Here is a 26,167-nt window from a genome sequence, read left to right as displayed (position 1 = left end):
GCAGCGCGGGCCGCGGTGCGGGTGCCGTCCGGGTCGCGGGCCGGGCGGTGGTCTGCTGCGCGAGCCTCTCCCCGCCCCGCCCTTCCTCCGTTCCCCGGGCTCTGCCCGGACCCGCGCCTCAGTCGCCGGCGCGGCTCAAAGCCCTGGGGCACCACCCCGGACTAAGGGCATCGACGCCCCGCTCAACATCCTCGTCGGCCCCGGCGCCCCCACCGTCGCCGAGCTCGGCACCCTCGGCGTCGCCCGGGTCAGCCTCGGCTCCTGGGTCGCCGAAGCCGCGTACGCCGTGGTCCGCCGCGCCACCGAGGAGCTGCTCTCCGGCGGCACCTACGGGTCCCTCGCGCACGCCCTCCCGTACGGCGAGCTGAACAGCCTGCTCAAGGGCTGAGATATCCAGAAGCCGCTGCATAGGCCAACGACCTTAGGATCCGGGCATGCGCACATCAACTCCCGCCGGGAGCCGGATCACCGCGGCCGTCTGGACCGCCCTCGGCCTCGTCTACGTCGTCTGGGGCTCGACCTACCTCGGCATCCGGATCGTGGTCGAGACCATGCCGCCCTTCCTCTCCGCCGGAGCCCGTTTCATCACCGCCGGCCTGCTGCTGGCCGGCGCCGTCGCCTGGCGGTACGGCCCGGCCGCGCTCAAGGTCACCCGTGCGCAGCTCGGTTCGGCGGTCCTGGTCGGCCTGCTGCTGATCCTCGGCGGCAACGGCCTGGTCGTCCTCGCCGAGACCTCGGTGCCGTCCGGGCTCGCCGCGCTGCTGGTCGCCGCCGTGCCGATGTGGGTGGTGGTGCTGCGCACGGCCACCGGGGACCGGCCCCCGCGGCGCACCCTGGGCGGGGTGCTGATGGGCCTCGCCGGGCTCGCGGTGCTGACCAGCCCGGGGCTCAGCGGTGCGGTGCGGTTGTCGGGGGTGCTGCTGGTGGTGGCGGGCTCGGTGCTGTGGTCGCTGGGCTCGTTCTCGGCGCCGAGGCTGGACCTGCCGGGCAATCCGTTCACCGGCAGCGCCTACCAGATGCTCGCGGGCGGGGTCGCCGGCGTGCTCGTCGGCCTCCTGCGCGGCGAGCACCGCGGCCTTGACCCGGCGGCCTTCTCCACCGCCTCCTGGCTGGCGCTCGGCTACCTGGTGGTCTTCGGCTCGCTCGTCGGTTTCACGGCGTACGTGTGGCTGCTCCAGGCGGCGCCGCTGTCGCTGGTGTCCACGTACGCCTACGTCAATCCGGTCGTGGCGGTGGCGCTCGGCGCGCTCATCCTCGACGAGGCCTTGACCTGGCCGATCGTGCTCGGCGGCGCGATCGTCGTGGCGGCGGTGGGCGTGATCGTCAGCACGGAGCGCAAGTAGCGGGCAAGGGCAGGGGTCCCCGGGGCTAATCCCGCGCCGCCCGCTCGTACAGCGCCTTCGCCCGCTCGTCGAACAGCGCGGCCGTGGAGTCCACGTCCGTGTCGCCGCCGCTCAGCACCCCGATCAGCTGCCCGGGCCGGTCGGCCCCGCCCCGGTCGGCGATCCAGGGGCTGCCGCTGGTGCCCGTCCAGAATCCGGCGCAGCTGATGTAGAGCATGTCGGGGTCATCGTCGTCGTGGCGGGTCTGCGTCGTGCAGGAGACGGGCTTGTTCTGCGGGTTGTGCTCGGACTCCGGGTAGCCGACGACGGTCACGTCCCGCTCGTACCCGGAGGTCCAGTCCGCTTGGGGGGCCTCGGCCCGTCCGCCCACGGCCTCCTGGACGCTGCGCCCGTCGGAGTCGGGCGCGATGGTGAGGAAGGCGAAGTCGGCGGTGTCGTCGCCCCACCTCGTCCAGCGGTCGTCCACGTGGATCGAGCGGACCTTCCACACCCCGAGGGGCTGGGTGCCGGAGCCCTCGCCCGAGAAGGCGGGGACGAAGGCGAGCTCGCCGATGGCCAGGCCGTCGTGGGCGACCTCGCCCGGCTGCCCGTCCTCCCCGGCGGGGGCGACGCAGTGCGCGGCGGTGGCGACGACATTGCCCTGCGGGCTGTCGACGACGCTCGCCGTGCACCAGTGCTCCCCGTTGGCCATGAGCACGCCGACGGTGGGGAAGGGGTGCACCGGCCGGTCGCCCGGCGTCTTGAGGAAGGCGACGGCGCACACCGCCGCGATCCCCGCGGCGGCGGCCGCCGACGCCCCCTTCGCCACCGTGCTCATCGCGCGCCGGGGTCGGGGGTCGGCGCGGACATCACCTTGCTGATCCACTCCAGAGAGCCCTCCCGCATTCCGCGTACGTACGACTTCCCGTTGTGCTCACCATCCTGGATCACCTGCAGCCTGGTATGCACGGGGCCCTTCCCGTACTCCTTCATGAACTGCTCGGCCTTGTCGCGGCCGCTCTCCGCGGTGCCGATCTGGAAGCTGATGTAGACATCCGGACCGCCCTCCTCGATCAGCTTCGAGGCGAGCTTCTCGGGGTTGTTCTCGTCCATGGCCTGCGTGTTCCCATTCCAGAGCGGGGAGTCGGGGACGATGTCGACCCCGCTCGCGATGGCGGCCTTGAAGCGGTCGGGGTACTTCAGGAGGTGCTTGAAGGCGCCGAATCCGCCCGCCGAGGAGCCCATGAAGGCCCACCCGTCGCGGGAGGTGAAGGTCCGGAAATTGGCCTTCGTGAAATCCGGGATGTCATCGGCCATCCAGGTGCCCATCTTGGGCTGCCCGGGGATGTCCGAGGCGTCGAAGTGGTGCCGGGTGTCGGCGTTGTGCACCGGCATGATCAGGATGAAGGGCAGGCTCGTCCCGGCCTTCGCCCCGTCGCTGACGGCCTTCTGGAGGCCGAGGCCGGGGCCCGTCCCCCAGTAGTTCGCGGGGTAGCCGCGGCCGCCGGGCAGGGAGATCAGGACCGGGAAGGCGCTCTTGGCGTACTTCGGGTCGTCGTACTCCTTGGGCACCCACACCCACACGTCGCCCGTGAATCCGGACTTCTTGCCGGTCAGCGTGGTCTTGGCGATCTGTGTGCCGTCCGGCAGCCGGCTGGTGCGGACGAACGCGGCCCTCGGGCCGGTGGGCATCAGCACGCCCGGCGGGACGTCGGAGGCCTTGGAGGCCTTGGAGGCCTTCTCCTGGACCTTCTCGAAGGAGACAGGATCCCCTGTGTCCGAGAAGAGCCCGTAGTTGTACGCTGCCGCTCCCCCGCCCGCCGCGAGGGTGAGCGCGAGCCCACCGCCGATCAGCGTCATGCGCAGGCGCTTGGGGCGACGGCCGCCCTCGGTCAGGGGGCTGCCGTCGCCTTGCTGGTCATGCTGCACGGATTTGTCCCGTTCCTCATCCGGCGCTCGGTACGGAGCGCGGGCCGGACCGATCGGTCCCCCTTACACCCTTTACAGAGATGAGAACGACGGGAGGGGTTGCCTGGGACGGGGGTGACGTGGCGAGTGCCACGCGCCGTACGGGCGTCAGCCGGCGGTATCGGGCTTGGGAGCCTTGAGCACCTTGCTGATCCACTCCAGGGAGCCTTCCTTCATGCCCCGGACGTAGTGCCAGCCGTTGTGCTCGCCGTTCTGGATGTCGCGGATGGTCGTCTTGACCGGGCCCTTGCCGAACTGCTGCTGGAACTTCGCCATCCGCTCCCTCCCGCTCTCCTTGGTGCCTATCTGGAAGTTGATGTAGACCTCGGGGCCGTTGGCGTCGATCAGCTTCTTCGCGAGCTTCTCGGGGTTGTTCGCGTCCATCTCCGCCTGGTGGCCCTTCCAGAGGGGGGAGTCGGGGACGATCTCGCCGCCGCTGGCTATCACGGCCTTGAAGCGGTCGGGGTACTGCAGGACCGTCTTCATGCCGACGAAGGCGCCGGAGGAGGAGCCCATGAAGGCCCAGCCGTCACGGGACTTGTACGTACGGAAGTTGGCCTTGGTGAAGGCCGGGATGTCCTCGGCGATCCAGGTGCCCATCTTGGGCTGGCCGGGTATGTCGGCTCCGTCGTAGTAGTACTTGTTGTCCGGGTTGAGCACCGGCATGACCACGATGAAGGGGAGGCTGGTGCCCGCCTGCACGCCCTCGCCGATGGCCTTCTGGAGGCCGAGGCTGCGGTCGGCCCAGTAGTTGCCGGGGAAGCCGTTGCCGCCGGGGAGCGCGATCAGGACCGGGAAGCCGCTCTTGGCGTACTTCGGGTCGTCGTACTCCTTGGGCGCCCACACCCACACGTCGCCCTCGAAGCCGGACTTCGCGCCCGTGAGGCGGGTCTTGGCGATGATCGTGCCGTCGTCGAGCTTGGTGGACTGCTTGAACTCGGACTTCGGTCCGGTCGGCATGAGCACGTCCGGGTCGCCGGAGGGCTTGGGGGCCTCGCTCGGGGTGGCCTTCTTGTCCGCGGCCGGGGGCGGGTTGGCCGCGCCGAAGCTCACGTGCTCGCCGTTGCCGGAGAACCAGTCGAGCTTCCAGGCCGCGAAGCCGCCCCCGCCGCCGAGCAGGAGCACGAAGGCGACCGCCGCGCTGATCCATATCGCGCGGCGGGACCGCTTGCACTGCGGAGTCTGCCCGTACTGCAGCTCCTGACACGGCTGCTCCGGGTACGGGGAATCCTGCGGGTACCGCTCCGAAGGGTCCTGGTACGGCGGCTGGTCAGGCCGCGGGCTCTGCGGGTACTGGTGCACGAACTTCGCTCCGAACGGTCACGACTGTCCCCGAGGACAGAACGACTGGGTATCCCCTGGTCCTGATGTACGAATACCCCGGACAGTTCCAAATCCCGGCAAAAACATGACGGGGATCTCAACGGAACTGCGGGCTAACGCCGGGCGTCCAGCGCCTCCGCACACCGGCCCAGCAGCTGGATGAGCAACTCCCGCTCCTCGCCGGTGAAGGCGGCGGCCAGCGCCCGCTCCACCCGCACCGCCCCGGCGTCCGCCAGCTCCAGCGCCGTGCGCCCCGCGACCGTGAGCCGGGTCTCCAGCACATTGCGGTGCCACTCGTGCGGAGTCCGCTCGATGAACCCGCGCTCCTGGAGGTTCTTCAGCACGGTGTTCATCGTCGGCGGCGTCACCCCGCACAGCCGGGCGAGGGCGGCGGCGGAGATGCCGGGCTTCTCGGCCAGCCAGAGGAGGGCCGCGTACTGCGGAACCGTTACTGCAGCCGGCTTGCACGCGGCGTTCTTCGCCGCGAGGAGTGCCTGCTCAGCGCGCTTCAGATGAGAGCCGATGCGCTCCTTGGGGGCCATGGAGGTCATTCCCGCATCCTACGGCCCCTTGCGAACATTAGACCTCTAACATACATTCGCCTACACCTACTCAGTAGAGGACACATCTGATGAAGCTTCTGGCCACTGCCCTGACCACCGCCCTGGCCGGGGCCCTCACCCTGGGAGCGACGCCGGCCCAGGCGGGCGATGACCGCGCGGATGCCCGTATATCCACGGCCTTCTCCCTACCCGGCGCGAAGGTCTACCCCGAGGGCATAGCCACGGATCCCCGTACGCACACGGTCTACGTCGGCTCGTACACGGACGGCACCGTCTACCGGGCCCGCCCCGGCCGGTCCGAGGCGGAGGTGTTCCTGCCCTCCGGCACCGACGGCCGGCACACGGCGAACGGCCTGCGCGTCGATACCCGGGGCCGCCTGTGGGTGACGGACTCCACCGCCGGCGTCTCCGTCTACGACGCCGCGAGCGGAGCCCGCCTGGCCCGCTTCGAGGTGGCCGGGACCGCCCCGCGCTTCGTCAACGACCTGACCGTCACCCCGGACGGCACCGCGTACCTGACGGACAGCGTCCGCGGGGTGGTCTACCGCGCCACCCCGGCCCAGCTGGCCGCCGGCGGCGGTGCCCTGACCGAGGCCTACGACCTCAACCCGGTCCTGCGCCCCCGGCCCGAGGGGACCTTCACCCTCAACGGCATCATCTCGGACCGGGCGGGCCGCTACCTGCTCACCGTCGACATGACGGGCGGCGACCTCTACCGCGTCGACCTCCGCAGCGGCGCCATCGTCCGGGTCGCCCTCACCGGCGCCGGCCCGAAGGCGGTCGACTCGAAGGCCCCGGACTCCGAGGCCCCCGACTTGAAGGCGGCCGATGGCCTCGACCTCTCCCCCGACGGGACCTTGCGCGTGGCGCACAACATCACCAACACCCTGACCCGCTGGCAGCTCACGGCGGACGGCACCCGCGCCCGCCTGGTCCACACGGTCACGGACCCGTCCCTCCAGATCCCCACGACCCTGACCCACACCCGGGGCCGCACGCTGGTGGTCCGCTCGCAGTTCGACAAGGGCGGCCCCATGTCCCCGGACGGCGGCGCCCCCACCACCTTCACGGTCGCGTCGGTCCGCGGCCTCTGACCCTCCCGACAGGCCGGAGGGGCCGGACTCACCACCGGAGTCCGGCCCCTCGAAACCAGGCCTCCATCAAAAACGGGAGTACAGGAGCCGGTTCGGCGAGCCGGCGCCGGGGGCCACGACGGCCCCCGCCGTCGCGCCGGCCGCCACCGCGTCGCCGACCTGGGCCGGGCTCGCGTCCGGGTGGGCCGCCAGGTAGAGCGCGGCCGCGCCGGCCACGTGCGGGGCGGCCATGGAGGTACCGGAGAGGGTGTTCGTCGCGGCGTTGCCCGTGTACCAGTCCGAGGTGATGCCGACGCCCGGGGCGAACAGGTCCAGGCACGAACCGTAGTTGGAGAAGGAGGCGCGGGCGTCCCAGCGCAGGGTCGCGCCGACGGTGAGGGCCGACGGGGTGCGGCCGGGCGAGGAATCACAGGCGTCGGCGGAGGAGTTGCCCGCGGCGACCGCGTAGGTGACGCCCGCGGAGATCGACCGGGCGACCGCGCTGTCCAGGGCCGAGCTGGCCCCGCCGCCGAGGCTCATGTTGGCGACGGCGGGCTCGGCGGCGTTCGCCGACACCCAGTCGACCCCCGCGATCACCCCGGAGACGGTGCCGGAGCCGCTGCAGTTCATCACCCGGACGGACACGAGCGAGGCGCCCTTCGCCACGCCGTAGGCGGCACCGCCCAGGGTCCCGGCCACATGGGTGCCGTGGCCGTTGCAGTCCTGGCCGTTGCCCCCGAAGGCGTCGAAGCCCACGCGCGCCCGGCCGCCGAAGTCCGTGTGGGTGGTGCGGATGCCGGTGTCGATGACGTACGCGGTCACGTTCGCGGCGGTCGCGTCGTACGTGTACGCCTGCGACAGCGGCAGCGCCCGCTGGTCGATCCGGTCGAGGCCCCACGGCGGGCCCGCCTGCGTGTCCGCGGCCCGTACCTCCGCGTCCTGCTCCACGTACGCGACGCGCGGGTCGGCAGCCAGCTCGGCGACCTGTTCCTGCGACGCCCGGATCGAGAAGCCGCGCAGGGCGCTGCGGTAGACGTGCCCGACCTCCCCGCCCGCCCCGGTGGCCATGGCCTCGGTCCCGGCCATGTCCGTCCCGTCCTTGAGCACGACGATCCAGGTGTCCGGGACGGCAGTGGCGGCCGGAGCGAGCCGAAGATCCCCCGGCGGCGGGGCCCCCTGCGCGGCGGAGGTCGCGGCGACCTGGAGGCCGGCCACGAGGAGGGCGGCGGTCAGCACTGCGCCGAAGCGCATTCTCATCGCTTGCACCTGATCTTTCGTCGGCCCGTCGACCCGTCGGCCCGTCGACCCGTCGACCCGTCGACCCGTCGGCCCGTCGACCCGTCGGGGCACGGCACGTACGGCTTGCACGTGCCGATGCTGAGCGATCCCATCCCGCCACCCCCGACGCCCCACGGCCCAAGTCCGCCGACTGGAGGCACAAGACCCCACGTCCGAGGGCGCGGCCGACTCCGACTGCGGCGGCCGGCCATCCGTGACACGCTCCGTTCACCGTTTGGTCGCGTTGGCCGCCGGCGGGCGCTGGGAGCGCCCTGCGGACTGCCTTATTCGGTCAGCCTGCCCGAGGACCCTTGAGCAGCCGGCGGCGTAGCGCTGGTGTACACATGGCACACCCGGTACGCTTGAGCCCATGACGCAGCCGCTGCCCATGGAGTCCATCCGCGACGTGCGCGCACACCTCGCCGAGGTCGTGGAGCGCGCCGATCGCGACGACGTACCCACCGTCATCACGCGCCGAGGCAAGGAGGTCGCCGCCGTCGTCTCCATCGAGGTGTTGCGGAAGTACCAGGAGTGGGAAGAGCGCGAGATCAACCGGATCATCGACGAGCGCATGGCCAACCCGGCGCCCGGCATCCCGATCGAGGGCATCATGCGGGAGACGCTGGCGCGCGGTGAGTGAGTACCGAACCGTCTTCCGACCTGAGGCGCAAGCCGAACTTCGGAAGATCCCTCGCGACATAGCGCTGCGCATCCTGGCCAAGCTGACCGAGCTGGAGAGTGATCCCCTCGGCTTCAACACCACCGCGCTCGTGTCGCAGCCAGAAGGCCGCCGACTGCGAGTCGGCGATTACCAGGTCGTCTACACGATCGACAACGGGGAACTGGTGGTCTGGGTCGTTCACGTGGGGCATCGGTCCACCGTTTACGAGACCTGATTACCCCTGACCCCACGTCAGAATATCCAGCACCCCTCAAGCACGGTGACGACGAAGGGGCCGCCTCCCGGAGGAGTCGACCCCTTCTGCCCTGCACGCTTGGCGTACCACCTGGCGCGTGCAGTAACGACTCGACTACACGTTGAAGCGGAAAGCCTGAAGCTCGATCGGTTCCGGACGGTCGCTTACGGGTGTCCTGCGGACTCTCTGCGGACTGGCCTCAGGGGTCTCGACGGAGTCGAGGTGCCTGCGCAGCTCCGCCGCAACCTCTTCGTCGCCGCCTTCGGCCGGCAGCGGCCAGGGGTCCTGCTCGCCGTTCGCCACGGCGAGGCTGCTCGCGAACCAGACGAGGTGGGGTGCAGGCACAAAGGAGTCCCGGAGCCACCGCGCGAAGACAGCGGCTTCGCCCGCGGTCACGTCAGTCAGTGTGATGTACGCATAGTCGGGCTTGGGCATCGATGCCGTCCCGTCGATCCATACGCCCGGCACCAGCTCGATCTCAAAATCGAGCACCGGGACACTGTGGATACCCGAGATTCGATACTCCACGGTGGGATCGGGGAAGGCCTCCCTCAAGGCCGTCTCCAGGGCCTCGGCAGTGGCACGCCAAGCTCCACCATCGCCCCGGGGCGGATAGAAGGCGAAATTGGTGCGGATGTTCCGTTCAGTGGGCACGGTCTTCCTTTGTCTCACGGCACGTATCGCGTCGAGCCCGGCGTACCCGACATCGCCATCATGGACTGCCAGTAGGCAGCGTTGCCCTTGCCGTTCGTGACGATCTCCAGGCCGCGTATCTCGCTGTTCGCGGTGTTCTCCATGGCCTGCTTGTACCGGACGAGCTCCCGCTCATCACCGGCGTACACGGAGTCGATCTCAAAATCCCAAGCGATCTTTCCCTTTGCGTCCACCTTGACGGGCTGGTCAGAGTCTGCTGGTGGCTCCCCACCTTCTGGCGCCGCGACCGCCCACCGCACGAGAGGTGACCACATGCCGTTCCAGCACCCCGAGGAGGTCGGCCACAACCACGTCATCAAGCGCTACGTGACGAGGACGGACTCGGCACACCCGCGCTACCTCGCATTGAACGGCGCGCCCTCCTGCGGCCGGGGTGGCGGCACGCCAAACGCTTCACCCGCCGGCTGATCAACGACGCGGCCACGATCACCGACGCATCCGCGGAGCGCATCGGCGACCTGCTCTTGGCCGGCGAGGCCGGCTACTCCGGCAAGGCCTACTGCTTCGCCCTGGCCCGCCTCGGCACCCAAGCGGACGCCGAGATCCTCACTGCCTACCTCGACCACTACCTGCCCCGAACCGACCTCGGCTGCGACTTCGCTGACAGTTGGTCCCGCCCCTGACACCTGTCGGAGTCCACCGCCGCCGGGCTCGAGAGCGGGAGCGGAGCCGCGCCGCCGTCGACAAGGCGTCCGGTGCCCCTCCGAGGCGAGCCGGAACGCCAAACCGCGGGATCAACCAGACGTTGAAGCGGTGCGTCCAGCTCAGGGCCGCCACGGGGCCATGGTCGCTCATCCAGTCCCCAAGCCGGGGGCGGTCCGCGGGGGTTCGACCCGGGGCGGCCGGGGCTATTGAAGTCGTCGTGAGCTGCCGTTTGCGTCGGCCACGAAGCCTCCCCCGGGCGCGCCGGCACCGCACCCCGCATCGGCGACACACCACCACTGTGAGCTGCATCACACCTGATGCCATCGCACGACCAACTCGCCCACCCGCCATACCTCTTGCGGGGTGCCCTAAGCAGCAAGAACTCGGTAAGGGCGACTGCGCAGTACTTCTGCGCACAACCCCGACTCGCCCTCGATGTGCCGCCACCGCCGCAGCACACCACCTGGCGAAGCTGCTACTTTCCCATTTGTGGGCCTCCGGTACAGAGCTCCGGAGGCCCATCAACACCAACGACAACAAACTCATGGGTGCGCAGCACTGCTGCGCACTAAGAGAAACGGGGGGAACCGAGGAATGAAGGCGTTCTTCGATCTGCTGGGAAAGGCGATGCAGAGCACGGGGACGACGCTGCGTCTGTGTCTGCTGATGCTTGTGCCGGCGGCCGCGTACGTCATCAGCCGGCTGAAGTGAGACGGCGTTCGAGCGAGGAGTCCCCCGTGGAGACCACAGAAGCGAAAAGCTCTGCCGCAACGGTCGTCGACCGGCTGTGGCGGGCGTACGCACCCTTTCAGCGAGGCCGGAGCACGGACCGCGACCTCACCGCGATGCTCGCCATCCTGGTGCTCGCCCGATTCATCGGCTCTGTGAATGACCCAGGGGACGACCTCGTCAAACGGTGGTCCAGAGCCACCGCGGAAGCACGGACCGGGTACCCACCGCTGAGGGACCTGAGTGACGCGCTCTTCCTCGCTGCCAGGCACGAGCGGTTTCCCGCGCGCGCACCTTGGAATCTAGAGAACGTGTTCGTCGACAACGGCGAGGCAACGGGTGACCTGCCGTGGGCGGCGGACTTCCTCGCCGCGCTCCAACAACCCCCGACAGCCGCCGAGGCCGGACTCGCAGAGGTCAGCGGTCTACTCCTCGAACGCTACGTCGCGGAGAGCGTTGCTCAGACGGGCGAATACCACACCCCGCGCGCGCTCACGCGCCTGCTTGCAGAATCGCTGTCACCCCAGCCCGGCGATCGCGTACTGGACCCCGCCTGCGGCACCGGGGGGTTCCTCGTCGCCGCCGCGCAGCACATCGCGAAGCAGGGCCACGCCGGGGACGCCTCGTTCGAGGGCTACGCCATGGATCACCGCAACCCTGACCTAGCCATGCTGAACCTGGCAATGCATGGAATTGACCGGCCCATCGTGCGTGCCTCCGATCCCCAGTCGCTGTTCCGGAGCCTGGGCAACGGCATGGCCGATTTCGTGCTGTGCAATCCGCCGTTCAACCAGCGCGTCCAGGGTCTTGAACGAATCGGCTGGCCCTTCGGGCCGCCGCCCGAGTCGAACGCGAACTTCGCCTGGCTCCAACTCGCGTGGACCCGACTCAGCGAAAAGGGCAAGGCGGCCTTGATCATGCCGTTGGGTGCCGCCTCCGCACGCGGTCGCGAGGCGGAGATCCGCAGGGACATGCTGATCGGAGGCGCACTTCTCGCCGTCGTCGCGCTACCGGCCAATCTCTTCTCCCACACAACGGTCCCTGTGCACCTCTGGCTGCTCGCCCGCGACAAGTCCCGCCACATGCCCGTCGGCGAAACCGATTCCGTCCTCTTCATCGACGCGAGCCGACTTGGTACGCAGGCTCCGCGCCAAGCACGTGTGCTCGGTGCGGCGGCCAGGGAGCGCATCGTCGGCCGGTTTCAGGCATGGCTGCGGTCTCCCCGCGCGATCCCGGACGAACCCGGCTTCTCCTGCTCGGTCCCGTACGGAGAGATTCTGGAGAACGACGGCTGTCCCCTCGACCCCCGGCTGTACGTGGCGCCAGCGCGGGAGCGACCCCCCGCGGCGCTGGACACGCGTCGCCTGCTCGACGAGCTGGTGGGGCGGGCCGAGTCGACAGCGGGGGCGACTGCCCGCCTGCGCACGAGCTTCGACCGGAGCGAGCGGGTGGCCCGCAGCGAAACCGAGGTCCCGCGTGTGCCGCTCCGGCGCGTCGTGGAGGGCACCGTGGAGGGGCTGTTCGAGGCCCCGGCCCCGGGCCTGCTGCTCGCGGGACCGTCGGGGAGCCTGATCCGTGCCGACCACTACGTCGACGCCGACGGCGTCCCCGTCGTGATGCCCAAAGACCTGACGGGGAACGGCTTCAGCACGGCGAGCATCCGACGCATCAGCGAGCGACAGGCAACGGAGCTGGAGCGCTTCCGCCTCCGACGCGGCGACGTCGTCTTGGCGCGCCGAGGGGAGCTTGGGCGAGCCGCCGTCGTCCGCGAGGAGCAGCACGGCTGGGTGTGCGGCACCGGATGCTTCGTGCTGCGTCCCCCTACCGGACTGGACGCCGACTACTTCGCTGCGTACTTGCGCGGTCCGGAGGCCCGTACGTGGCTGGAAACCCACTCCACGGGGAGCATGAAGATGAAGACCATCTCCCTCGGCGTACTCGGCGATCTGCCCGTAGTGCTGCCCGACCTCGCAACCCAGCAGGCGATCGCCGACACCATCACGCAGCTGGACGAACACGAGCGCCTGCTGCGCGAACAGCTCGACCTGACGCGGCGCATCCGCCACGGCGCGCTGGACGGAGGCATCATCCCAACGCCATAACAAGCGACCTGCCGCCGGATCCACACCCTAGAAGGGGCCGGGCGGGCTCACCAGAGCCAGAGCCCGACCCCTTTCACTGGCGAAAACGTTGTTCTAGACAAAGTCGACCTGCACGCTTGACGGATCACCTAGCGTACAGTAACGGAGTGATCACACGCTGAAGCGGAACGTGTCGCACAGAGCTCTGACCTGCGTAAACGTGGTTCTGAGGGGGACAAGTCAGCACAGAATCAGCACGGGATTACGTCATCCATCACGCGAGAGCGCCGCCATCACCCAGCGGCTCCATGGGGATCTGCTGGACGGCGGACTCCACCGAGCTGGGGCACCCAATGTCCGCCCCGCGTTCCGGGTTCTGACGTTCCAGTGCTCTCTGAATCTGGCGGCTCAGTGCTTCGGCGGAGCGCGACTGCCCCTCCCGCGCATCCGCACTTCTCTTGAGGTGCTTGGCGATCTGGTGCGCGCTCCACTCCGTCGAATCGGTCTCAAGGGCACTGTCCCTGAGAGCTTCGAGATCCACCGTGTAGGTGAGCGGGTCCACGCGACCGAAGGGTCCGTCCGACTCCACCCGGAACTCGTAGACCTTGGGCAGCTCCGAGGAGAACAGTTGATGGCCTACGTCCATGACGAAGGGAATGCGGCGCGTCGGAGGCAGGGTGGCGATAGGGCGATCAACAACACGATTGAGAGTCGCTGCCCGCTCCGCCCCCAGAGTGGTCTGCAGCGGAGGGCTCACCGAGATGCGTACGTTGCGGGCCAGGGTCTGACCGATGTTCTCGATCACCAGCACGAGCAGCGATGACCCAGGGATACGAGGCCTGATGTCGACGACGACGTACGGCTCCGCCTGCTCGCGTTGCGCCTTCTCCGTGAGGGCGTTGGCTTGCACAACCGCTCTCGCCTGACGTCGGTTGTATACGAGGGCCCAAAACGCGGCCGTCGTTGAGAAGACGAGAGCCGCCACGGAGATGACCACCGTGGCGATCTGGACCGATGAGTCGCTCATGGCCGGATGTTAGGTGGGTGGCCGGTTATGGTGCGGCAAGTTGCCGAAAAACCTCCGGCCGGGATCGTTGGCTCTCCAGCCTGAGCTGCGGGCCGCTACCGTGAAGCCATGACCGCACTGCCCGACTGGATGCGCCCGCCGCGCGCGGAAGGCTGGTTCGCGGAGGACCTCGACCGCCTCCCCGAGGCACCCCGCCACACCGAGCTGATCGATGGAGCCCTCGTCTTCATGATGTCGCCCCAGAGGTGGTGGCACGGCCACCTCGTCACCATGCTCACCGTCGCACTCATGGAGCAGGTGCCCGCCGACACCAGAGTCGGCCGCGAGATGACCATCAAGCTCGACCCGCGCAACCGGCCCGAACCGGACCTGCTGGTGACGACGGCCGATTTCGACGGCGACCGTACCTGGTTCGCACCGGAGGACGTCCAGCTCGTCATCGAGGTCGTCTCCCCGGAGTCCGCCCATCGCGATCGCACAGTAAAACTCCGCAAGTACGCAGAGGCCGGCATCCCGCACTACTGGTGCATCGAGGACGAGGATGGCGCACCTGTCGTCCACGTCTACGAGCTCGACGAACCGACCGGCGCCTACGCGCCTGCCGGTATCTTCCGGGGCACCCTCCAGCGCCCGGTGCCGTTCGAGATCAGCCTGGACCTCGACAAGCTCACTCCGCCGCAGGGCAACTGAAAAGTCAGCACCAAGTCAGCACGGGAACGCAGAAGGGGTCGGACTCACCAGAGTCCGACCCTTTCTGACCTGCACGCTTGACGAAACTATCTAACATACGGTAACGCGACCGCTACACGTTGAAGCGGAACTCGACCACGTCGCCGTCCTGCATGACGTAGTCCTTCCCCTCCATGCGGGCCTTGCCCTTCGCGCGGGCCTCGTTGACCGAGCCGCACTCGACCAGGTCCGCGAACGAGATGACCTCGGCCTTGATGAAGCCGCGCTGGAAGTCGGTGTGGATCACGCCGGCGGCCTCGGGGGCGGTGGCGCCCTGCTTGATCGTCCAGGCGCGGGTTTCCTTCGGGCCGGCCGTCAGGTAGGTCTGCAGGCCCAGGGTGGCGAAGCCGACGCGGCCGAGGGTGGCCAGGCCGGGCTCCTCCTGGCCGACCGACTGGAGGAGTTCGAGGGCCTCCTCGTCGTCCAGCTCCGCCAGGTCCGACTCCAGCTTGGCGTTCAGGAAGATCGCCTCGGCCGGGGCGACGAGCGCGCTCTGCTCCGCCTTGAAGGCGTCGTCCGTCAGCTCGTCCTCGTCCACGTTGAAGACGTAGAGGAAGGGCTTGGTGGTGAGGAGGTGCAGCTCGTGGAGGAGGTCGCCCTGCTCCGTGCCCTTGGTGATGCCGTGGGAGAAGAGCGTGTCGCCCGCCTCGAGGATCTTCTGGGCCTTCTCGACCGCCGCCAGGACCGCGACCTTCTCCTTCTGGAGGCGGGACTCCTTCGTCAGGCGCGGGACGGCCTTCTCGATGGACTGGAGGTCGGCGAGGATCAGCTCGGTGTTGATCGTCTCGATGTCGTCCTTCGGCGAGACCTTGCCGTCGACGTGGACGACGTTCTCGTCCTTGAAGGCGCGGATGACCTGGCAGATCGCGTCGGACTCGCGAATGTTGGCGAGGAACTTGTTGCCCAGGCCCTCGCCCTCCGAGGCGCCGCGCACGATGCCCGCGATGTCGACGAAGTCGACCGTGGCCGGGATGACCCGCTGCGATCCGAAGATGCCCGCGAGGACGGCCAAGCGCTGGTCCGGGACGCCGACGACGCCGATGTTCGGCTCGATGGTGGCGAACGGGTAGTTGGCCGCCAGCACGTCGTTCTTGGTCAGGGCGTTGAACAGGGTCGACTTGCCGACATTCGGCAGGCCGACGATTCCGATCGTGAGCGACACGTTGGCGACTTCCCGTAGCTGGAGGGGGCGGCGGCCCGGAGTGGGCCATCGGACAGTCTACTTTCCGATGAGTGGCGGTGGATGTACGCGTGTCCGCAGCCGGATCCGGCGGCCTCCCCGCCTAGTTTGGTGGGGTGGAGCGATACAGGACGCGACCGGCACCTCACCCACAGCGACCCCCGGCCCAGCGTCGGGGCGCGCCGACCGCCGCCGTACCCGCGCAGGGCGGCCGGACCCGGCCCGCGCTCGCGCGGCGGCTGCCCCGGCCCCGGCTGACCGGGCTCGGCGGCGGGCTGTTCGCGTGCGCCGCCATGGTGCTGGCGGGCGGGGTCTCCTGGCTGCTCTTCGGGTCCTCGCTCTTCGTCTACGGGCTGCTCTTCCTGCCCGTGGCGACCGTCACCGCCCTCTGGGTACGGCCCGCCGACCTGATCACCGCGCCGATCGCCGCCCCCATCGCCTTCGCCGCCGGAGCGTGGCCCCTTTCGGGAGGCTCCGGCGGCGTCGGCGGGCAGCTGATGGGGCTGGTGTCCGTCCTGTCCCTGCACGCCGGCTGGCTGTACGCGGGGACGCTGGCCGCCGCCCTGATCGCCGTGGTCAGGAAGGCCGTGCTGATCGGCAGGCGTCGGATGCCCCGCCGCGTCGCCTGACCGCGTCGCCTGACCGCGTCGCCTAGCCGCCTCCTCGCATACCTCCGCCCCCGCTCAGTGCTTCGCCGCCATCGCCGCGCCCACGATGCCCGCGTTGTTCTGGAGCTTCGCCGGGACGATCTCGGCCCGGATGCCCTCGATCAGCGGCAGGAACTTCTCCGGCTTGCGGCTGACGCCGCCCCCGATGATGAAGAGGTCCGGGGAGAACAGCATCTCCACGTGGGCCAGGTACCTCTGGACGCGGTGCGCCCAGCGCTCCCACGTGAGGTCCCCGTCCTCCTTGGCCTTCACCGACGCCCGCGTCTCCGCGTCGTGGCCCTTCAGCTCCAGGTGCCCGAGCTCCGTGTTCGGGACCAGGCGCCCGTCCGTGAACAGGGCGCTCCCGATGCCCGTGCCCAAGGTGAGCAGGATGACCGTGCCGCCCCGCCCCCGCCCGGCCCCGTACGTCATCTCCGCGACCCCCGCCGCGTCCGCGTCGTTGAGGACCGTGACCGGCAGGCCGCCCAGCTCGCGCGTGAGCAGCGCCGCCGCGTCGACCCCGACCCACGCCTTGTCCACGTTGGCCGCCGAACGCGTGATGCCGTTCGTGACCACCCCGGGAAAGGTGACCCCGACCAGGCCCGACCACGAGAAGGCGCCGACCACCTCCGCGACGCAGCCGGCCACCCCCTCGGGGGTGGCCGGCTGCGGTGTCAGTACCTTGTGGCGCTCCAGCGCCAGTTCGCCACGGTCCAGGTCGACGGGAGCGCCCTTGATCCCGGAACCACCGATGTCCACACCCATGATCTGCATGGACATACCGTACGAAAGGAGTTACTTGTCGGCGACCAGTTCCGCCGCTTCCGCACGCAGGTCGCGGCGCAGTTCCTTCGGCAGGGAGAAGATGATGGACTCCTCCGCCGTCTTGACGATCTCCACGTCCGCGTAACCGCGCTCCGCCAGCCACTCCAGCACCTCCTCGACCAGGACCTCCGGCACCGAGGCGCCCGAGGTCAGGCCGACCGTGGTGACGCCCTCCAGCCAGGCCTCGTCGATCTCGCTGGCGAAGTCCACCAGGTGCGCGGCGCGGGCGCCCGCGTCGAGGGCGACCTCGACCAGCCGGATGGAGTTCGAGGAGTTCTTCGACCCGACGACGATGACCAGGTCGGAGTCGGCGCCCATCACCTTGACCGCGGCCTGCCGGTTCGAGGTGGCGTAGCAGATGTCGTCGCTGGGCGGGGAGACGAGCAGCGGGAACTTCGTCTTCAGCGCGTCGACCGTCTCCATCGTCTCGTCGACCGAGAGGGTGGTCTGGGACAGCCAGACGACCTTCGACTCGTCGCGCACCTCGACGTTGGCCACGTCGTCCGGACCGTCCACGATCGTGATGTGGTCCGGGGCCTCGCCGGAGGTGCCGATGACCTCCTCGTGGCCCTCGTGGCCGATGAGGAGGATGTCGAAGTCCTCGTTCGCGTAGCGGATGGCTTCCTTGTGCACCTTGGTGACCAGCGGGCACGTCGCGTCGATCGTCGCGAGCTTGCCGCGCGCCGCCTCCTCGTGCACCACCGGCGCCACGCCGTGGGCGGAGAACATCACGATGGAGCCCTCGGGCACCTCCTCCGTCCGCTCGACGAAGATGGCGCCCTTCTTCTCCAGCGTCTGGACGACGTACTTGTTGTGCACGATCTCGTGCCGGACGTAGACCGGCGCCCCGTACTGCTCGAGGGCTTTCTCGACGGCGATCACGGCTCGGTCCACGCCCGCGCAGTAGCCGCGGGGCGCGGCGAGCAGGACACGGCGGGAAGCGGGAGCAGGGGCGGGAGCACTCATACGCTCCATCGTACGGGGGTCTCCAGCAGGCCGGACGTCCCCCGTACGGCACACACTTGCCCGGAGGACCCGAAAGATTGTTCCGCCTATCGCCCGGAGGACGGATGGCGTCCGCTACGGATTCCAGTACGCCGGCAGCCTCGCCCGCACCCACCGCCCTACGGCGGAGCCTCGGATTCCGGGACCTGGTCGTCTACGGGCTGCTCTTCATCGCCCCCATGGCCCCGGTGGGGGTCTTCGGCACCCTGGACGCCAAGTCCCACGGGGCCGTGGCCCTGGTCTACCTCGCGGCGACCGTGGCGATGGCCTTCACGGCCTTCTCGTACGCGCAGATGGTGCGGGTGGCCCCGCAGGCCGGCTCGGTCTTCACCTACGCCCGCAAGGGCCTGGGCGAGGGCGCCGGCCTGATCGCCGGATGGATGGCGATGCTCGACTACCTCCTCATCCCGGCGGTCGCGTACCTGTTCTCCGGGATCGCGATGAACGCGCTGGTGCCGGAGGTGTCCCGCTGGGTGTGGACGGCGCTTGCCGTCGTGATCACCACCGTGCTCAACCTGTGGGGAGTACGGGCGGCCGCGCGGGTGGGCTTCGCCGTGCTGGCCATGGAGATCCTGGTGCTGCTGGTCTTCCTGGTCGCCGCCGTGACCGTGCTGGTCCGCGACGGGGCCCAGCGCGGCTGGCTCTCCCCCCTGACCGGCGACGGCTCGCTGGGCTTCAGCGTGGGCGCGGTGCTGGGCGCGGTGTCGGTCGCCGTCCTCTCGTACCTGGGCTTCGACGCCATCGCCTCCTTCGCGGAGGAGGTGACGGGGGGCTCGGCGCGGGTGGCGCGGGCGGTGCTGTTCTGCCTGGCGCTGGCCGGGGTGCTGTTCATCGCCCAGACCTACCTCGTCGCGCTGCTCAGCCCGGTCACGTCGGCGGAGCTGGCGGCGGATCCGGGGCAGCAGGGCCCGGCCTTCTACAACGCGGTGGAGTCCTCGGTCGGCTTCTGGCTGCACGACCTGGTGGCGATCAGCAAGGCGATCGGGGCGGCCTTCGCCGCGCTGGCCGGGCAGGCGGCGGCCGGGCGGCTGGTGTTCGCGATGGCCCGGGAACGGCGGCTGCCGCGCGTGCTGGCGCGGACCTCGGACGGCACCCCGCGGCCCGCGCTGCTGGTGGCGGCGGTCATCACGCTGGTCGCGGCGGTGTGGGCGGCCCGGCGCGACGACGGGCTGGACCACCTGGTCTCGGTCGTCGACGTGGGGGCGCTGGTGGCGTTCACCCTGCTGCACGCCTCGGTGGTGGGCTGGTTCGTGGTGAAGCGGAGGGAGGGCGTCCCGAACTGGTGGAAGCACCTGGCCGCCCCCGTGCTGGGCGCGGCGGTGACCGTGGCCGTGATCGCCGAGGCCTCCCGGACGGCGCAGGTGGTGGGCGCGGTGTGGCTGGCGGTGGGCCTGGGCGTGCTCGTCGCCCAGCACGGCCGGCGGGGCTCGGGGGACGGCCCGGACGGCAGGGCCGACGGCAGGGTGGACGGCAGGGCCGACGGCAGGGCCGACGGCAGCCCGGGCAAGGATGGTGATGGCCCCGGCCGCACCGCGCGGCACCGTCCGGATCCCGACACCCGTGCCGGAGCCTGAGACGCTGTCAGCGGAGCCCGTTAGCCTGCGTGCATGGGTCTGAATACGTCGGCCGAGGCGCCGCTGCCGGTAGGCCAGGTGTCCCGGCTCATCGGGGGCTGGATCGAGCGGCTCGGTCAGGTGTGGGTGGAGGGGCAGATCACGCAGCTCTCGCGGCGGCCGGGAGCGGGGGTGGTCTTCCTGACACTGCGCGATCCCTCGCACGACATCTCGGTCAGCGTGACCTGCTTCCGCCAGGTCTACGACGAGGTCGCGGACGCGGTCTCGGAGGGCGCGCGGGTGGTCCTGCTGGCCAAGCCTGAGTGGTACGCCCCGCGCGGGCAGCTGTCCCTGCGGGCCACGGAGATACGGCCGGTCGGCATCGGCGAGCTCCTCGCCCGGCTGGAGAAGCTCAAGCGGTCCCTGGCCTCCGAGGGCCTCTTCGCGCTGGACCGCAAGAAACCGCTGCCCTTCCTGCCGCAGCTGATCGGGCTGGTCGTCGGGCGGGCCTCGGCGGCCGAGCGCGACGTCCTGGAGAACGCCCGGCGCCGCTGGCCGGCGGTCCGCTTCGAGGTGCGCAACGTCGCCGTGCAGGGGGTGCACGCGGTGCCCCAGGTGATCGAGGCGGTCAAGGAGCTCGACGCCCTGGACGAGGTCGACGTGATCATCGTCGCGCGCGGCGGCGGCAGCGTGGAGGACCTGCTGCCCTTCTCCGACGAGGAGGTCGTACGGGCGGTCGCGGCGGCCCGTACCCCGGTGGTCTCGGCGATCGGCCACGAGCCGGACTCCCCGCTGCTGGACCTGGTCGCGGACCTGCGGGCCTCCACGCCCACGGACGCGGCGAAGAAGGTGGTCCCGGACGTCGGCGAGGAGCTGGAGCGCGTGCGCCAGCTGCAGGGCCGGGGGCTGCGGGCGGTCCGCGGACTGCTCGACCGGGAGGAGCGGGGTCTCGCGCACGCCCTCGCCCGGCCGGTCTTCGTCCACCCGCAGCGGATGGTGGAGACGCGGGAGGACGAGCTGGAGGCCCTGCTGGCGCGCAGCCGGCGGACCCTGGGGCACCTGCTGGACCGGGCCGATTCGGAGCTCGCGCACACCCTCGCCCGGGTGGTGGCGCTGTCGCCGGCGGCCACCCTGGAGCGCGGGTACGCCGTACTCCAGCGGGCCGACGGGCACGTGGTGCGCTCGCCGGAGGAGGTCTCGGCGGGCGAGGTGCTGCGCGCGCGGGTGGCGGAGGGCACCTTCTCGGTCGCGGTGGACGGCTCTGCGGAAGCCGCCTCGGCGGCCTCGGCCGCACCCGAGTAGCGACGCCGCACGGCGCCTCACGCCTCACGCCTCACGCCTCACGGCTCACGGCTCACTGCGGCCATCAACTCGTTGCACTACACACAGGATGGAAAAGGGAATGGCAGAGTCCGAAACCGCGCTGGGGTACGAGCAGGCCCGCGACGAGCTCATCGAGGTCGTCCGCAAGCTGGAGGCCGGCGGCACCTCGCTGGAGGACTCGCTCGCGCTCTGGGAGCGCGGCGAGGAGCTCGCGAAGGTGTGCCGGCACTGGCTGGAGGGGGCCCGGGCCCGGCTGGACTCGGCGCTCGCGGCCCGAGAAGCGGCCGGCGGCGAGGAGTGACGCTGATCACTTCGCGGGCATTTAGTTGAAAATTCACCTACTTTCGCCGTAGAGTCGCAGCCATCGCTCCACGCTTCACCTCCGTCGTATGGAAGAAGGCTTTCCGATGTCTCTCGTTCTTGACTCCGCCGCGCAGGACCTGCTGTTCCGCGAGGCCCGCACGGCCAACTCGTTCTCCGACGAGCCGGTCACCGAGGAGCAGGTCCAGGCGATCTACGACCTGGTGAAGTACGGCCCCACCGCTTTCAACCAGACCCCGCTGCGCATCACCCTGGTCCGCTCCCCCGAGGCCCGCGAGCGCCTCGTGAAGCACATGGCCGAGGGCAACGCGGCCAAGACCTCCGCCGCGCCGCTGGTCGCGATCCTCTCCGCGGACAACGAGTTCCACGAGGAGCTCCCGCAGCTGCTCCCGCACTTCCCGCAGGCCAAGGACATGTTCTTCGCCGAGCGCCCGGTCCGCGAGCAGTCCGCGCTGCTCAACGCCGCGCTGCAGGCCGCGTACTTCATCGTCGGCGTCCGCGCCGCCGGTCTGGCCGCGGGCCCGATGACCGGTGCGGACTTCGCCGGCATCCAGAAGGAGTTCCTGGACGCCGACCACACCCCGCTGATGGTCGTCAACATCGGCAAGCCGGGCGAGGACGCCTGGTTCCCGCGCTCCCCGCGCCTGGAGTTCGACCAGGTCATCACCACGGTCTGAGCCGCCTGAGCCGCCTGAGCCGGCCCCGGCCGCCCGATGGGCGGCGGAGGCACGCGAAGAGGCCGCGCACCCGGTAATTCCGGAGTGCGCGGCCTCTTCGCGTTGCCGATTCGGCGGCCGGCCCTGAGGCCGCGGCCCGCGGCCCGCGGTCCACGGCCGCTGTCTACGGCCGCTGTGTACGGCCCGCGGCCCGCCGCCCTACGTGCCCTGCTTGAACTCCAGCGCCGCCGCCATCGCGCCCAGCTGCTCGAAGGAGGCCGTCCCGGTGACCACCGTGACGTAGCCCTGCTCCTGCCGGACGAGGGCGTCGTACTTCTCCCCGTCCCAGCGCTCCCACGCCACGTCGCCGACCTGCTGCGTCTGCCCGGTGGGCTTCGCCTGCTGGGTGACCTTGCCGAGGTACTTGGCGGAGGTGTCCGTGGACTGCTCCACCGCCACGTACTGCTTGCCCGGGTCGAGGAAGCCCAGGTGCCAGGCGTTGGCGTTCTTGCGCTCGTACGTCACCGAGGTCGCCCGCCACTGCGCCGGGAGCCCCTCGGGGGCGGCCACCGGGTACGGGGCCGCGCGCCGGGCCGTGAGCGTCTCCACCCGGTAGTCGACCGTCTGCGTCGGATCGGCCTGGTCGTCATGCGGGATGAAGAGGTAGATCCCCGCGACGATGATGCCGATCACCCCCAGCGACCGGACCATGTCCCAGACCGTCTGCTTGCCTTTCATACCTGCCACGGCACCATCGTCCCGCATGGCCGGGAGCGATCACCGCCCGGGTCACCCGGGACGTCGGCGCGGCGTACGCGGGACGCGCCCCGACGGGCCGCAAGATGTCCGCTCAGGACAATCGAATGACCGATATACCGCTCATACGTGACCCGCTCTGCTCAATATGTCGACGTACCGATAGAGTTTCCAGCACCCTCACTTCCCGGCCGTCGCCGTACAGAAAGGTGCGCTCCGATGACCGAGCACAACCTGCCGCCCCAGCTCGAAGTCTCTCCGGAGGCCCCCGACCGCAACCTCGCCCTGGAACTCGTCCGGGTCACCGAGGCTGCTGCCATGGCCGCGGGCCGGTGGGTCGGCCGCGGCGACAAGCTCGGCGCCGACGGCGCCGCGGTCAACGCGATGCGGACCCTGATCTCCACCGTCTCGATGAACGGCGTCGTCGTCATCGGCGAGGGCGAGAAGGACGAAGCCCCGATGCTCTTCAACGGCGAGCGGGTCGGTGACGGCACCGGTGCCGAGGTCGACATCGCCGTGGACCCGATCGACGGCACCACCCTGAACGCCAAGGGAATGCCGAACGCCATCGCCGTGCTCGCCGCCGCGGACCGAGGCACCATGTTCGACCCGTCCGCGGTCTTCTACATGGAAAAGCTCGTCACCGGACCGGAGGCCGCCGACTTCGTCGACATCAACGCCCCCGTCTCGGTCAACATCCGCCGTGTCGCCAAGGCCAAGAACATGGCCGTCGAGGACGTCACCGTGGTCATCCTGGACCGCCCCCGCCACGAGGGCATCGTCAAGGAGATCCGCGAGACCGGCGCGCGGATCAAGTTCATCTCGGACGGCGACGTCGCCGGCTCGGTCATGGCGGTCCGCGAGGGTACCGGCGTGGACCTGCTCCTCGGCATCGGCGGCACCCCCGAGGGCATCATCTCGGCGTGCGCCATAAAGTGCCTCGGCGGCACGATCCAGGGCAAGCTGTGGCCGAAGGACGAGGCCGAGCGCCAGCGCGCGCTCGACGCCGGCCACGACCTGGACCGCGTCCTGACCACGAACGACCTGGTGTCCGGCGACAACGTCTTCTTCGTGGCCACCGGCATCACGGACGGCGAGCTGCTGCGCGGCGTCCACTACCGCTCGGAGACCGCGACGACGTCCTCGCTGGTCATGCGCTCGAAGTCGGGCACGATCCGGCAGATCGACTCGACGCACCGCCTGTCGAAGCTGCGCGCGTACAGCGCGATCGACTTCGACCGCGCCCTGTAGGCAGGGCGGCGGCACAGCGAGAGGGGCGGTTCCCGTGTGCGGCGGGGACCGCCCCTCCGGCATGTACGCATACCTCGCGCAGGACGCGTACGACGTCCACATCGCGCGCCTCGGCAGGCCTACGGGGCTTCGCGCCCCGGCTCGGCCCGCGGCCGGCGGCGACGAGTTCGGCGGCCGACGGCCTCAACCGGCGGAGTGCCTCGACCCGCGGGGCCCCGACCCGCGAAGGCCTCGACCCGCAACGCCCCATCCACGAGGGCCTCGACCCGCGGGGCCTCGGCCCGCGAGGACCTCGATGCGCAGGGCCTCGACCCGCAGGACCTCGATGCGCAGGGCCTCGACCCGCAGGGCCTCGAACCGCGGAGGTGCCACCTGCGGGCGCCTCGGCCCGCAACGGCTTCGCCCCCAGCTGCTTCAGCCCTCGACCACTACGCAGCCCGCGACCGCCTCAGCCCGCGGCAGCGATCGGCCCGGCCCCCGGCGCCTGGCGCAGCTCGGCGGACCTGCGCCGCATCCGGGCCAGCACCACCCGCCGCTCGGCGGCGGTGAGCCCGCCCCAGACCCCGTACGGCTCGGGCTGCAGCAGCGCGTGCTCCCGGCAGGCGACCATCACCGGGCAGCGGGCGCAGACCCGCTTGGCGGCCTCCTCGCGGGAGAGCCGGGCCGCCGTGGGCTCCTTGGAGGGGGCGAAGAAGAGCCCCGCCTCGTCGCGGCGGCAGACCGCCTCCGCGTGCCACGGCCCGTCCTCTTGCCTCGCCGGCACCCGCGGCTTCGGCACGGCGGCCGGACGCCCCTGAAGAGTCGGTATGGCGGCAACCTGCAGGGACTGATGCGGCGGGTGCGGCACGGTCTACTCCTGACGACGGATACGCGAGCGAGAGACGATGCGACTGTCCTTACCCGCTGTGCGCTGCCCTATGCACGGTGTGCCGCCGCCCCGCAAGGGTTCGTCCGAAACGTGCCCCTCCCCCGCGCCCCGTCACACCGCGGGCGGCGCCCACCGCGGATCCCGGCCCAGGAAGGCCAGCAGGCCGTCCGCGGCGCCGGACTCGGGCGCCGGCAGCGCCGGGCCGTAGGCGAAGCCGCGCAGGGGCTCGACGAGGGCGTCGGCGGCCGGGCGCAGGGAGGCGGCCAGGGCATCCGTCAGCGCCGACACCTGACCGGTGGCGACGGCGATGTCCCAGGCGTGCACCGCCGCGTCGAGGGCGGCCGCGCCGACGGCCGTCTCGGCGGACACGGCGAACGGGGGCAGCGGGACCGCCACGTCCGCGGTCCAGGGCGCGACCGCGGCGAAGGCCTCGGCCGCGGCGGCGAGCGCCGGCTCCAGCAGCTGCGCCGGGGGGCCCGCGAGGGTGCCCGAGGGTGCGAAAGGGTCCGCGGAGGGACCGGCACCGCCGGTGAGGCGGGCGGCGTACGCGAGCTGGTCGCCGGCCGCGTGCTGGAACACCTGGGCGACGTTCCACTGCTCGGCCGGCGTCGGGCGGTCCCACGCGTCGGCGGGCACGCCGATGACGGCGATGCGCAGGGCTTCGTGTGCGTGGTCGAGCAGGTCCCACTTGGATGCGGTCATGATCCGGATCCTAGAAGCACTTCGGCCAAATACCGCCGGAGCGGGGCCGTTTGGTGCCGCGGCCGGCGCGGTGGGTCAGCCGTCCAGGCGCTTGCGCAGCTTGAGGGCCAGATCGACCAGGCGGGCGCCGAACTTGGGGCGGGCCTCGATGTTCCCGAGGAGCGCGAAGCCGCGGACGATCACCACCGGGGCCTGCGGGTCGGTCTCGCCCCGGCCCTCGCCGCGCACCTCGAAGTTGCCGAGGACGCCGCTGCCGTAGCCGCGCAGGGTGACGTTCTCCGGGACCAGGACCTCGACGTTCCCGAGGACGCAGGTCACGTTGATCTCGGTCACCTGCTGCTCGAAGACCGCCTCGGTGAGGTCGATGGTGATGTCGCCCATGACCGATACCGCGCGGGTGTGCGCGCCGGGGCGCCAGCGGCCCTTGCGGGCGGAGCTGCTGCACACGGCGACGACGTTCTCGACGGGCCCGCCGGGGCCGGGCGTCGCGTAGGCGGCCGGGGTGTGGCCGCTGCCGGGGACGGGCAGGTCCCCTACGAGGGTTTCGAGCGCGCCCACCGTCTTGAGGGCGTACAGCGAGTCCAGGCGCTCGGAGTGCTCCTCGGCGGTCAGCCGGCCCTCGGCGAGCGCATCGGCCAGGATCTGCGCGATCCGGTCCCGGTCGGCGTCGGAGGCGCGCAACTCGGCGGGGGCCGGGGCGGAGGCCGGGGC

Annotated in this window: 29 protein-coding genes; 14 read left to right on the top strand and 15 right to left on the bottom strand. The window is 70.6% G+C overall.

Annotated elements, in window-relative coordinates:
* Together J7E94_RS18970 and J7E94_RS18965 are read left to right on the top strand one after the other, a co-directional pair.
* On the top strand, positions 1-388 hold a 388-nt coding region (locus J7E94_RS18970; protein ID WP_215016901.1), incomplete at its 5' end, for an isocitrate lyase/phosphoenolpyruvate mutase family protein.
* A 46-nt stretch (positions 389-434) separates the two neighbouring features.
* Positions 435-1,343 carry an EamA family transporter gene (locus J7E94_RS18965; RefSeq protein ID WP_215016899.1) on the top strand — a complete coding sequence of 303 codons (909 nt, stop codon included), beginning with the start codon at positions 435-437 and terminating at the stop codon, positions 1,341-1,343.
* Positions 1,344-1,368: 25 nt separating this feature from the next.
* Here J7E94_RS18965 and J7E94_RS18960 read toward each other — a convergent pair whose 3' ends face one another.
* The 4 genes from J7E94_RS18960 to J7E94_RS18945 form a co-directional block, all read right to left on the bottom strand.
* Entirely contained in the window at positions 1,369-2,160 is a 792-nt protein-coding gene (locus J7E94_RS18960) for a serine protease (RefSeq protein ID WP_215016897.1), read from the bottom strand.
* A complete protein-coding gene (locus J7E94_RS18955; RefSeq protein ID WP_215016895.1) occupies positions 2,157-3,251 on the bottom strand; it encodes an esterase family protein in 1,095 nt (364 codons plus the stop codon). Before J7E94_RS18955 ends, J7E94_RS18960 begins: the two co-directional genes overlap by 4 nt.
* Positions 3,252-3,398: 147 nt before the next feature.
* Positions 3,399-4,592, bottom strand: a complete 1,194-nt coding sequence (locus tag J7E94_RS18950) for an esterase family protein (protein ID WP_215016893.1) — start codon at positions 4,590-4,592, stop codon at positions 3,399-3,401.
* A gap of 134 nt (positions 4,593-4,726) precedes the next feature.
* On the bottom strand, positions 4,727-5,164 hold the full coding sequence (locus J7E94_RS18945; RefSeq protein ID WP_215016891.1) for a MarR family winged helix-turn-helix transcriptional regulator: 438 nt from the start codon (positions 5,162-5,164) through the stop codon (positions 4,727-4,729).
* 80 nt (positions 5,165-5,244) lie between these two features.
* Between J7E94_RS18945 and J7E94_RS18940 the strand changes: the two genes are divergently transcribed.
* Complete coding sequence (locus tag J7E94_RS18940; RefSeq protein WP_215016889.1) at positions 5,245-6,270, top strand: SMP-30/gluconolactonase/LRE family protein; 1,026 nt, start codon at positions 5,245-5,247, stop codon at positions 6,268-6,270.
* A gap of 66 nt (positions 6,271-6,336) precedes the next feature.
* Here the strand turns inward: J7E94_RS18940 and J7E94_RS18935 are convergent, their stop codons facing one another.
* A complete protein-coding gene (locus J7E94_RS18935) occupies positions 6,337-7,500 on the bottom strand; it encodes a S8 family peptidase (RefSeq protein WP_251056879.1) in 1,164 nt (387 codons plus the stop codon).
* Positions 7,501-7,897: 397 nt separating this feature from the next.
* On the opposite strand from J7E94_RS18935, the gene J7E94_RS18930 reads away from it, so the two are divergent.
* Positions 7,898-8,167: a type II toxin-antitoxin system Phd/YefM family antitoxin gene (locus tag J7E94_RS18930; protein WP_215016884.1), complete on the top strand. Its 270-nt coding sequence runs from the start codon at positions 7,898-7,900 to the stop codon at positions 8,165-8,167.
* Positions 8,160-8,423 carry a type II toxin-antitoxin system RelE/ParE family toxin gene (locus J7E94_RS18925; RefSeq protein ID WP_215016882.1) on the top strand — a complete coding sequence of 88 codons (264 nt, stop codon included), beginning with the start codon at positions 8,160-8,162 and terminating at the stop codon, positions 8,421-8,423. The genes J7E94_RS18930 and J7E94_RS18925 overlap by 8 nt, the downstream gene beginning before the upstream one ends.
* A gap of 135 nt (positions 8,424-8,558) precedes the next feature.
* Here J7E94_RS18925 and J7E94_RS18920 read toward each other — a convergent pair whose 3' ends face one another.
* Positions 8,559-9,098, bottom strand: coding sequence for a hypothetical protein (locus J7E94_RS18920; RefSeq protein ID WP_215016880.1), 540 nt, complete (start codon positions 9,096-9,098; stop codon positions 8,559-8,561).
* Between the two features lie 14 nt (positions 9,099-9,112).
* Entirely contained in the window at positions 9,113-9,331 is a 219-nt protein-coding gene (locus J7E94_RS18915) for a restriction endonuclease fold toxin-2 domain-containing protein (RefSeq protein ID WP_215016877.1), read from the bottom strand.
* A 291-nt stretch (positions 9,332-9,622) separates the two neighbouring features.
* Between J7E94_RS18915 and J7E94_RS35975 the strand changes: the two genes are divergently transcribed.
* The gene (locus J7E94_RS35975) at positions 9,623-9,781 is read left to right on the top strand and encodes a DUF6000 family protein (protein WP_215016874.1); all 159 of its coding nucleotides are present in this window, start codon (positions 9,623-9,625) and stop codon (positions 9,779-9,781) included.
* A 759-nt stretch (positions 9,782-10,540) separates the two neighbouring features.
* Complete coding sequence (locus J7E94_RS18905; protein WP_215016872.1) at positions 10,541-12,634, top strand: type I restriction-modification system subunit M/S; 2,094 nt, start codon at positions 10,541-10,543, stop codon at positions 12,632-12,634.
* 253 nt (positions 12,635-12,887) lie between these two features.
* Here J7E94_RS18905 and J7E94_RS18900 read toward each other — a convergent pair whose 3' ends face one another.
* Positions 12,888-13,640, bottom strand: coding sequence for a hypothetical protein (locus tag J7E94_RS18900; RefSeq protein ID WP_215016870.1), 753 nt, complete (start codon positions 13,638-13,640; stop codon positions 12,888-12,890).
* Positions 13,641-13,748: 108 nt separating this feature from the next.
* On the opposite strand from J7E94_RS18900, the gene J7E94_RS18895 reads away from it, so the two are divergent.
* The gene (locus tag J7E94_RS18895; RefSeq protein ID WP_215016869.1) at positions 13,749-14,330 is read left to right on the top strand and encodes a Uma2 family endonuclease; all 582 of its coding nucleotides are present in this window, start codon (positions 13,749-13,751) and stop codon (positions 14,328-14,330) included.
* A gap of 112 nt (positions 14,331-14,442) precedes the next feature.
* Here the strand turns inward: J7E94_RS18895 and ychF are convergent, their stop codons facing one another.
* A complete protein-coding gene (gene ychF, locus J7E94_RS18890) occupies positions 14,443-15,531 on the bottom strand; it encodes a redox-regulated ATPase YchF (RefSeq protein ID WP_215016867.1) in 1,089 nt (362 codons plus the stop codon).
* Positions 15,532-15,665: 134 nt separating this feature from the next.
* On the opposite strand from ychF, the gene J7E94_RS18885 reads away from it, so the two are divergent.
* The gene (locus J7E94_RS18885) at positions 15,666-16,178 is read left to right on the top strand and encodes a DUF6542 domain-containing protein (RefSeq protein WP_215016865.1); all 513 of its coding nucleotides are present in this window, start codon (positions 15,666-15,668) and stop codon (positions 16,176-16,178) included.
* Positions 16,179-16,232: 54 nt separating this feature from the next.
* Here J7E94_RS18885 and ppgK read toward each other — a convergent pair whose 3' ends face one another.
* A complete protein-coding gene (gene ppgK / locus J7E94_RS18880) occupies positions 16,233-16,970 on the bottom strand; it encodes a polyphosphate--glucose phosphotransferase (protein WP_285440794.1) in 738 nt (245 codons plus the stop codon).
* Between the two features lie 21 nt (positions 16,971-16,991).
* Positions 16,992-17,996 carry a 4-hydroxy-3-methylbut-2-enyl diphosphate reductase gene (locus J7E94_RS18875; RefSeq protein WP_215016862.1) on the bottom strand — a complete coding sequence of 335 codons (1,005 nt, stop codon included), beginning with the start codon at positions 17,994-17,996 and terminating at the stop codon, positions 16,992-16,994.
* A 95-nt stretch (positions 17,997-18,091) separates the two neighbouring features.
* Between J7E94_RS18875 and J7E94_RS18870 the strand changes: the two genes are divergently transcribed.
* The 4 genes from J7E94_RS18870 (at position 18,092) to J7E94_RS18855 (ending at position 21,900) form a co-directional block, all read left to right on the top strand.
* Positions 18,092-19,600 (top strand): APC family permease, encoded by a 1,509-nt coding sequence (locus tag J7E94_RS18870; protein WP_251056877.1) that lies wholly within the window; start codon positions 18,092-18,094, stop codon positions 19,598-19,600.
* Between the two features lie 33 nt (positions 19,601-19,633).
* The gene (xseA, locus tag J7E94_RS18865) at positions 19,634-20,881 is read left to right on the top strand and encodes an exodeoxyribonuclease VII large subunit (RefSeq protein ID WP_215016860.1); all 1,248 of its coding nucleotides are present in this window, start codon (positions 19,634-19,636) and stop codon (positions 20,879-20,881) included.
* A 100-nt stretch (positions 20,882-20,981) separates the two neighbouring features.
* Positions 20,982-21,203 (top strand): exodeoxyribonuclease VII small subunit, encoded by a 222-nt coding sequence (locus J7E94_RS18860; protein ID WP_215016858.1) that lies wholly within the window; start codon positions 20,982-20,984, stop codon positions 21,201-21,203.
* A gap of 106 nt (positions 21,204-21,309) precedes the next feature.
* Entirely contained in the window at positions 21,310-21,900 is a 591-nt protein-coding gene (locus tag J7E94_RS18855; protein WP_215016856.1) for a malonic semialdehyde reductase, read from the top strand.
* A gap of 198 nt (positions 21,901-22,098) precedes the next feature.
* Here the strand turns inward: J7E94_RS18855 and J7E94_RS18850 are convergent, their stop codons facing one another.
* On the bottom strand, positions 22,099-22,617 hold the full coding sequence (locus J7E94_RS18850; protein WP_251056881.1) for a DUF4245 domain-containing protein: 519 nt from the start codon (positions 22,615-22,617) through the stop codon (positions 22,099-22,101).
* Positions 22,618-22,854: 237 nt separating this feature from the next.
* On the opposite strand from J7E94_RS18850, the gene glpX reads away from it, so the two are divergent.
* Entirely contained in the window at positions 22,855-23,886 is a 1,032-nt protein-coding gene (gene glpX / locus J7E94_RS18845; RefSeq protein WP_215016852.1) for a class II fructose-bisphosphatase, read from the top strand.
* Positions 23,887-24,334: 448 nt separating this feature from the next.
* Here the strand turns inward: glpX and J7E94_RS18840 are convergent, their stop codons facing one another.
* The 3 genes from J7E94_RS18840 to J7E94_RS18830 form a co-directional block, all read right to left on the bottom strand.
* On the bottom strand, positions 24,335-24,733 hold the full coding sequence (locus J7E94_RS18840; RefSeq protein WP_374224466.1) for a WhiB family transcriptional regulator: 399 nt from the start codon (positions 24,731-24,733) through the stop codon (positions 24,335-24,337).
* Between the two features lie 132 nt (positions 24,734-24,865).
* Positions 24,866-25,456, bottom strand: coding sequence for a TIGR03086 family metal-binding protein (locus J7E94_RS18835; RefSeq protein WP_215016848.1), 591 nt, complete (start codon positions 25,454-25,456; stop codon positions 24,866-24,868).
* A gap of 75 nt (positions 25,457-25,531) precedes the next feature.
* Positions 25,532-26,167, bottom strand: a 636-nt coding sequence (locus tag J7E94_RS18830) for a DUF1707 domain-containing protein (RefSeq protein WP_215016846.1), incomplete at its 5' end; no start/stop codon positions are given.

The sequence above is a fragment of the Streptomyces sp. ISL-94 genome, from assembly GCF_018614075.1.
Taxonomy (GTDB): domain Bacteria; phylum Actinomycetota; class Actinomycetes; order Streptomycetales; family Streptomycetaceae; genus Streptomyces.
This window is presented reverse-complemented; position numbering and strand designations above follow the sequence as displayed.

What these genes read in the sequence shown, in the direction of transcription:
- J7E94_RS18930 (WP_215016884.1), top strand. Translation starts at nt 7,898, where the DNA reads ATGACGCAGCCGCTGCCCATGGAGTCCATCCGCGACGTGCGCGCACAC.
- J7E94_RS18960 (WP_215016897.1), bottom strand. Translation starts at nt 2,160, where the DNA reads ATGAGCACGGTGGCGAAGGGGGCGTCGGCGGCCGCCGCCGCGGGGATC.
- glpX (WP_215016852.1), top strand. Translation starts at nt 22,855, where the DNA reads ATGACCGAGCACAACCTGCCGCCCCAGCTCGAAGTCTCTCCGGAGGCC.
- J7E94_RS18935 (WP_251056879.1), bottom strand. Translation starts at nt 7,500, where the DNA reads ATGCGCTTCGGCGCAGTGCTGACCGCCGCCCTCCTCGTGGCCGGCCTC.
- J7E94_RS18875 (WP_215016862.1), bottom strand. Translation starts at nt 17,996, where the DNA reads ATGGAGCGTATGAGTGCTCCCGCCCCTGCTCCCGCTTCCCGCCGTGTC.
- xseA (WP_215016860.1), top strand. Translation starts at nt 19,634, where the DNA reads ATGGGTCTGAATACGTCGGCCGAGGCGCCGCTGCCGGTAGGCCAGGTG.
- J7E94_RS18835 (WP_215016848.1), bottom strand. Translation starts at nt 25,456, where the DNA reads ATGACCGCATCCAAGTGGGACCTGCTCGACCACGCACACGAAGCCCTG.
- J7E94_RS18860 (WP_215016858.1), top strand. Translation starts at nt 20,982, where the DNA reads ATGGCAGAGTCCGAAACCGCGCTGGGGTACGAGCAGGCCCGCGACGAG.
- J7E94_RS18850 (WP_251056881.1), bottom strand. Translation starts at nt 22,617, where the DNA reads ATGAAAGGCAAGCAGACGGTCTGGGACATGGTCCGGTCGCTGGGGGTG.
- J7E94_RS18965 (WP_215016899.1), top strand. Translation starts at nt 435, where the DNA reads ATGCGCACATCAACTCCCGCCGGGAGCCGGATCACCGCGGCCGTCTGG.
- ppgK (WP_285440794.1), bottom strand. Translation starts at nt 16,970, where the DNA reads ATGCAGATCATGGGTGTGGACATCGGTGGTTCCGGGATCAAGGGCGCT.
- J7E94_RS18940 (WP_215016889.1), top strand. Translation starts at nt 5,245, where the DNA reads ATGAAGCTTCTGGCCACTGCCCTGACCACCGCCCTGGCCGGGGCCCTC.
- J7E94_RS18895 (WP_215016869.1), top strand. Translation starts at nt 13,749, where the DNA reads ATGACCGCACTGCCCGACTGGATGCGCCCGCCGCGCGCGGAAGGCTGG.
- J7E94_RS18855 (WP_215016856.1), top strand. Translation starts at nt 21,310, where the DNA reads ATGTCTCTCGTTCTTGACTCCGCCGCGCAGGACCTGCTGTTCCGCGAG.
- J7E94_RS18870 (WP_251056877.1), top strand. Translation starts at nt 18,092, where the DNA reads ATGGCGTCCGCTACGGATTCCAGTACGCCGGCAGCCTCGCCCGCACCC.
- J7E94_RS18900 (WP_215016870.1), bottom strand. Translation starts at nt 13,640, where the DNA reads ATGAGCGACTCATCGGTCCAGATCGCCACGGTGGTCATCTCCGTGGCG.
- J7E94_RS18945 (WP_215016891.1), bottom strand. Translation starts at nt 5,164, where the DNA reads ATGACCTCCATGGCCCCCAAGGAGCGCATCGGCTCTCATCTGAAGCGC.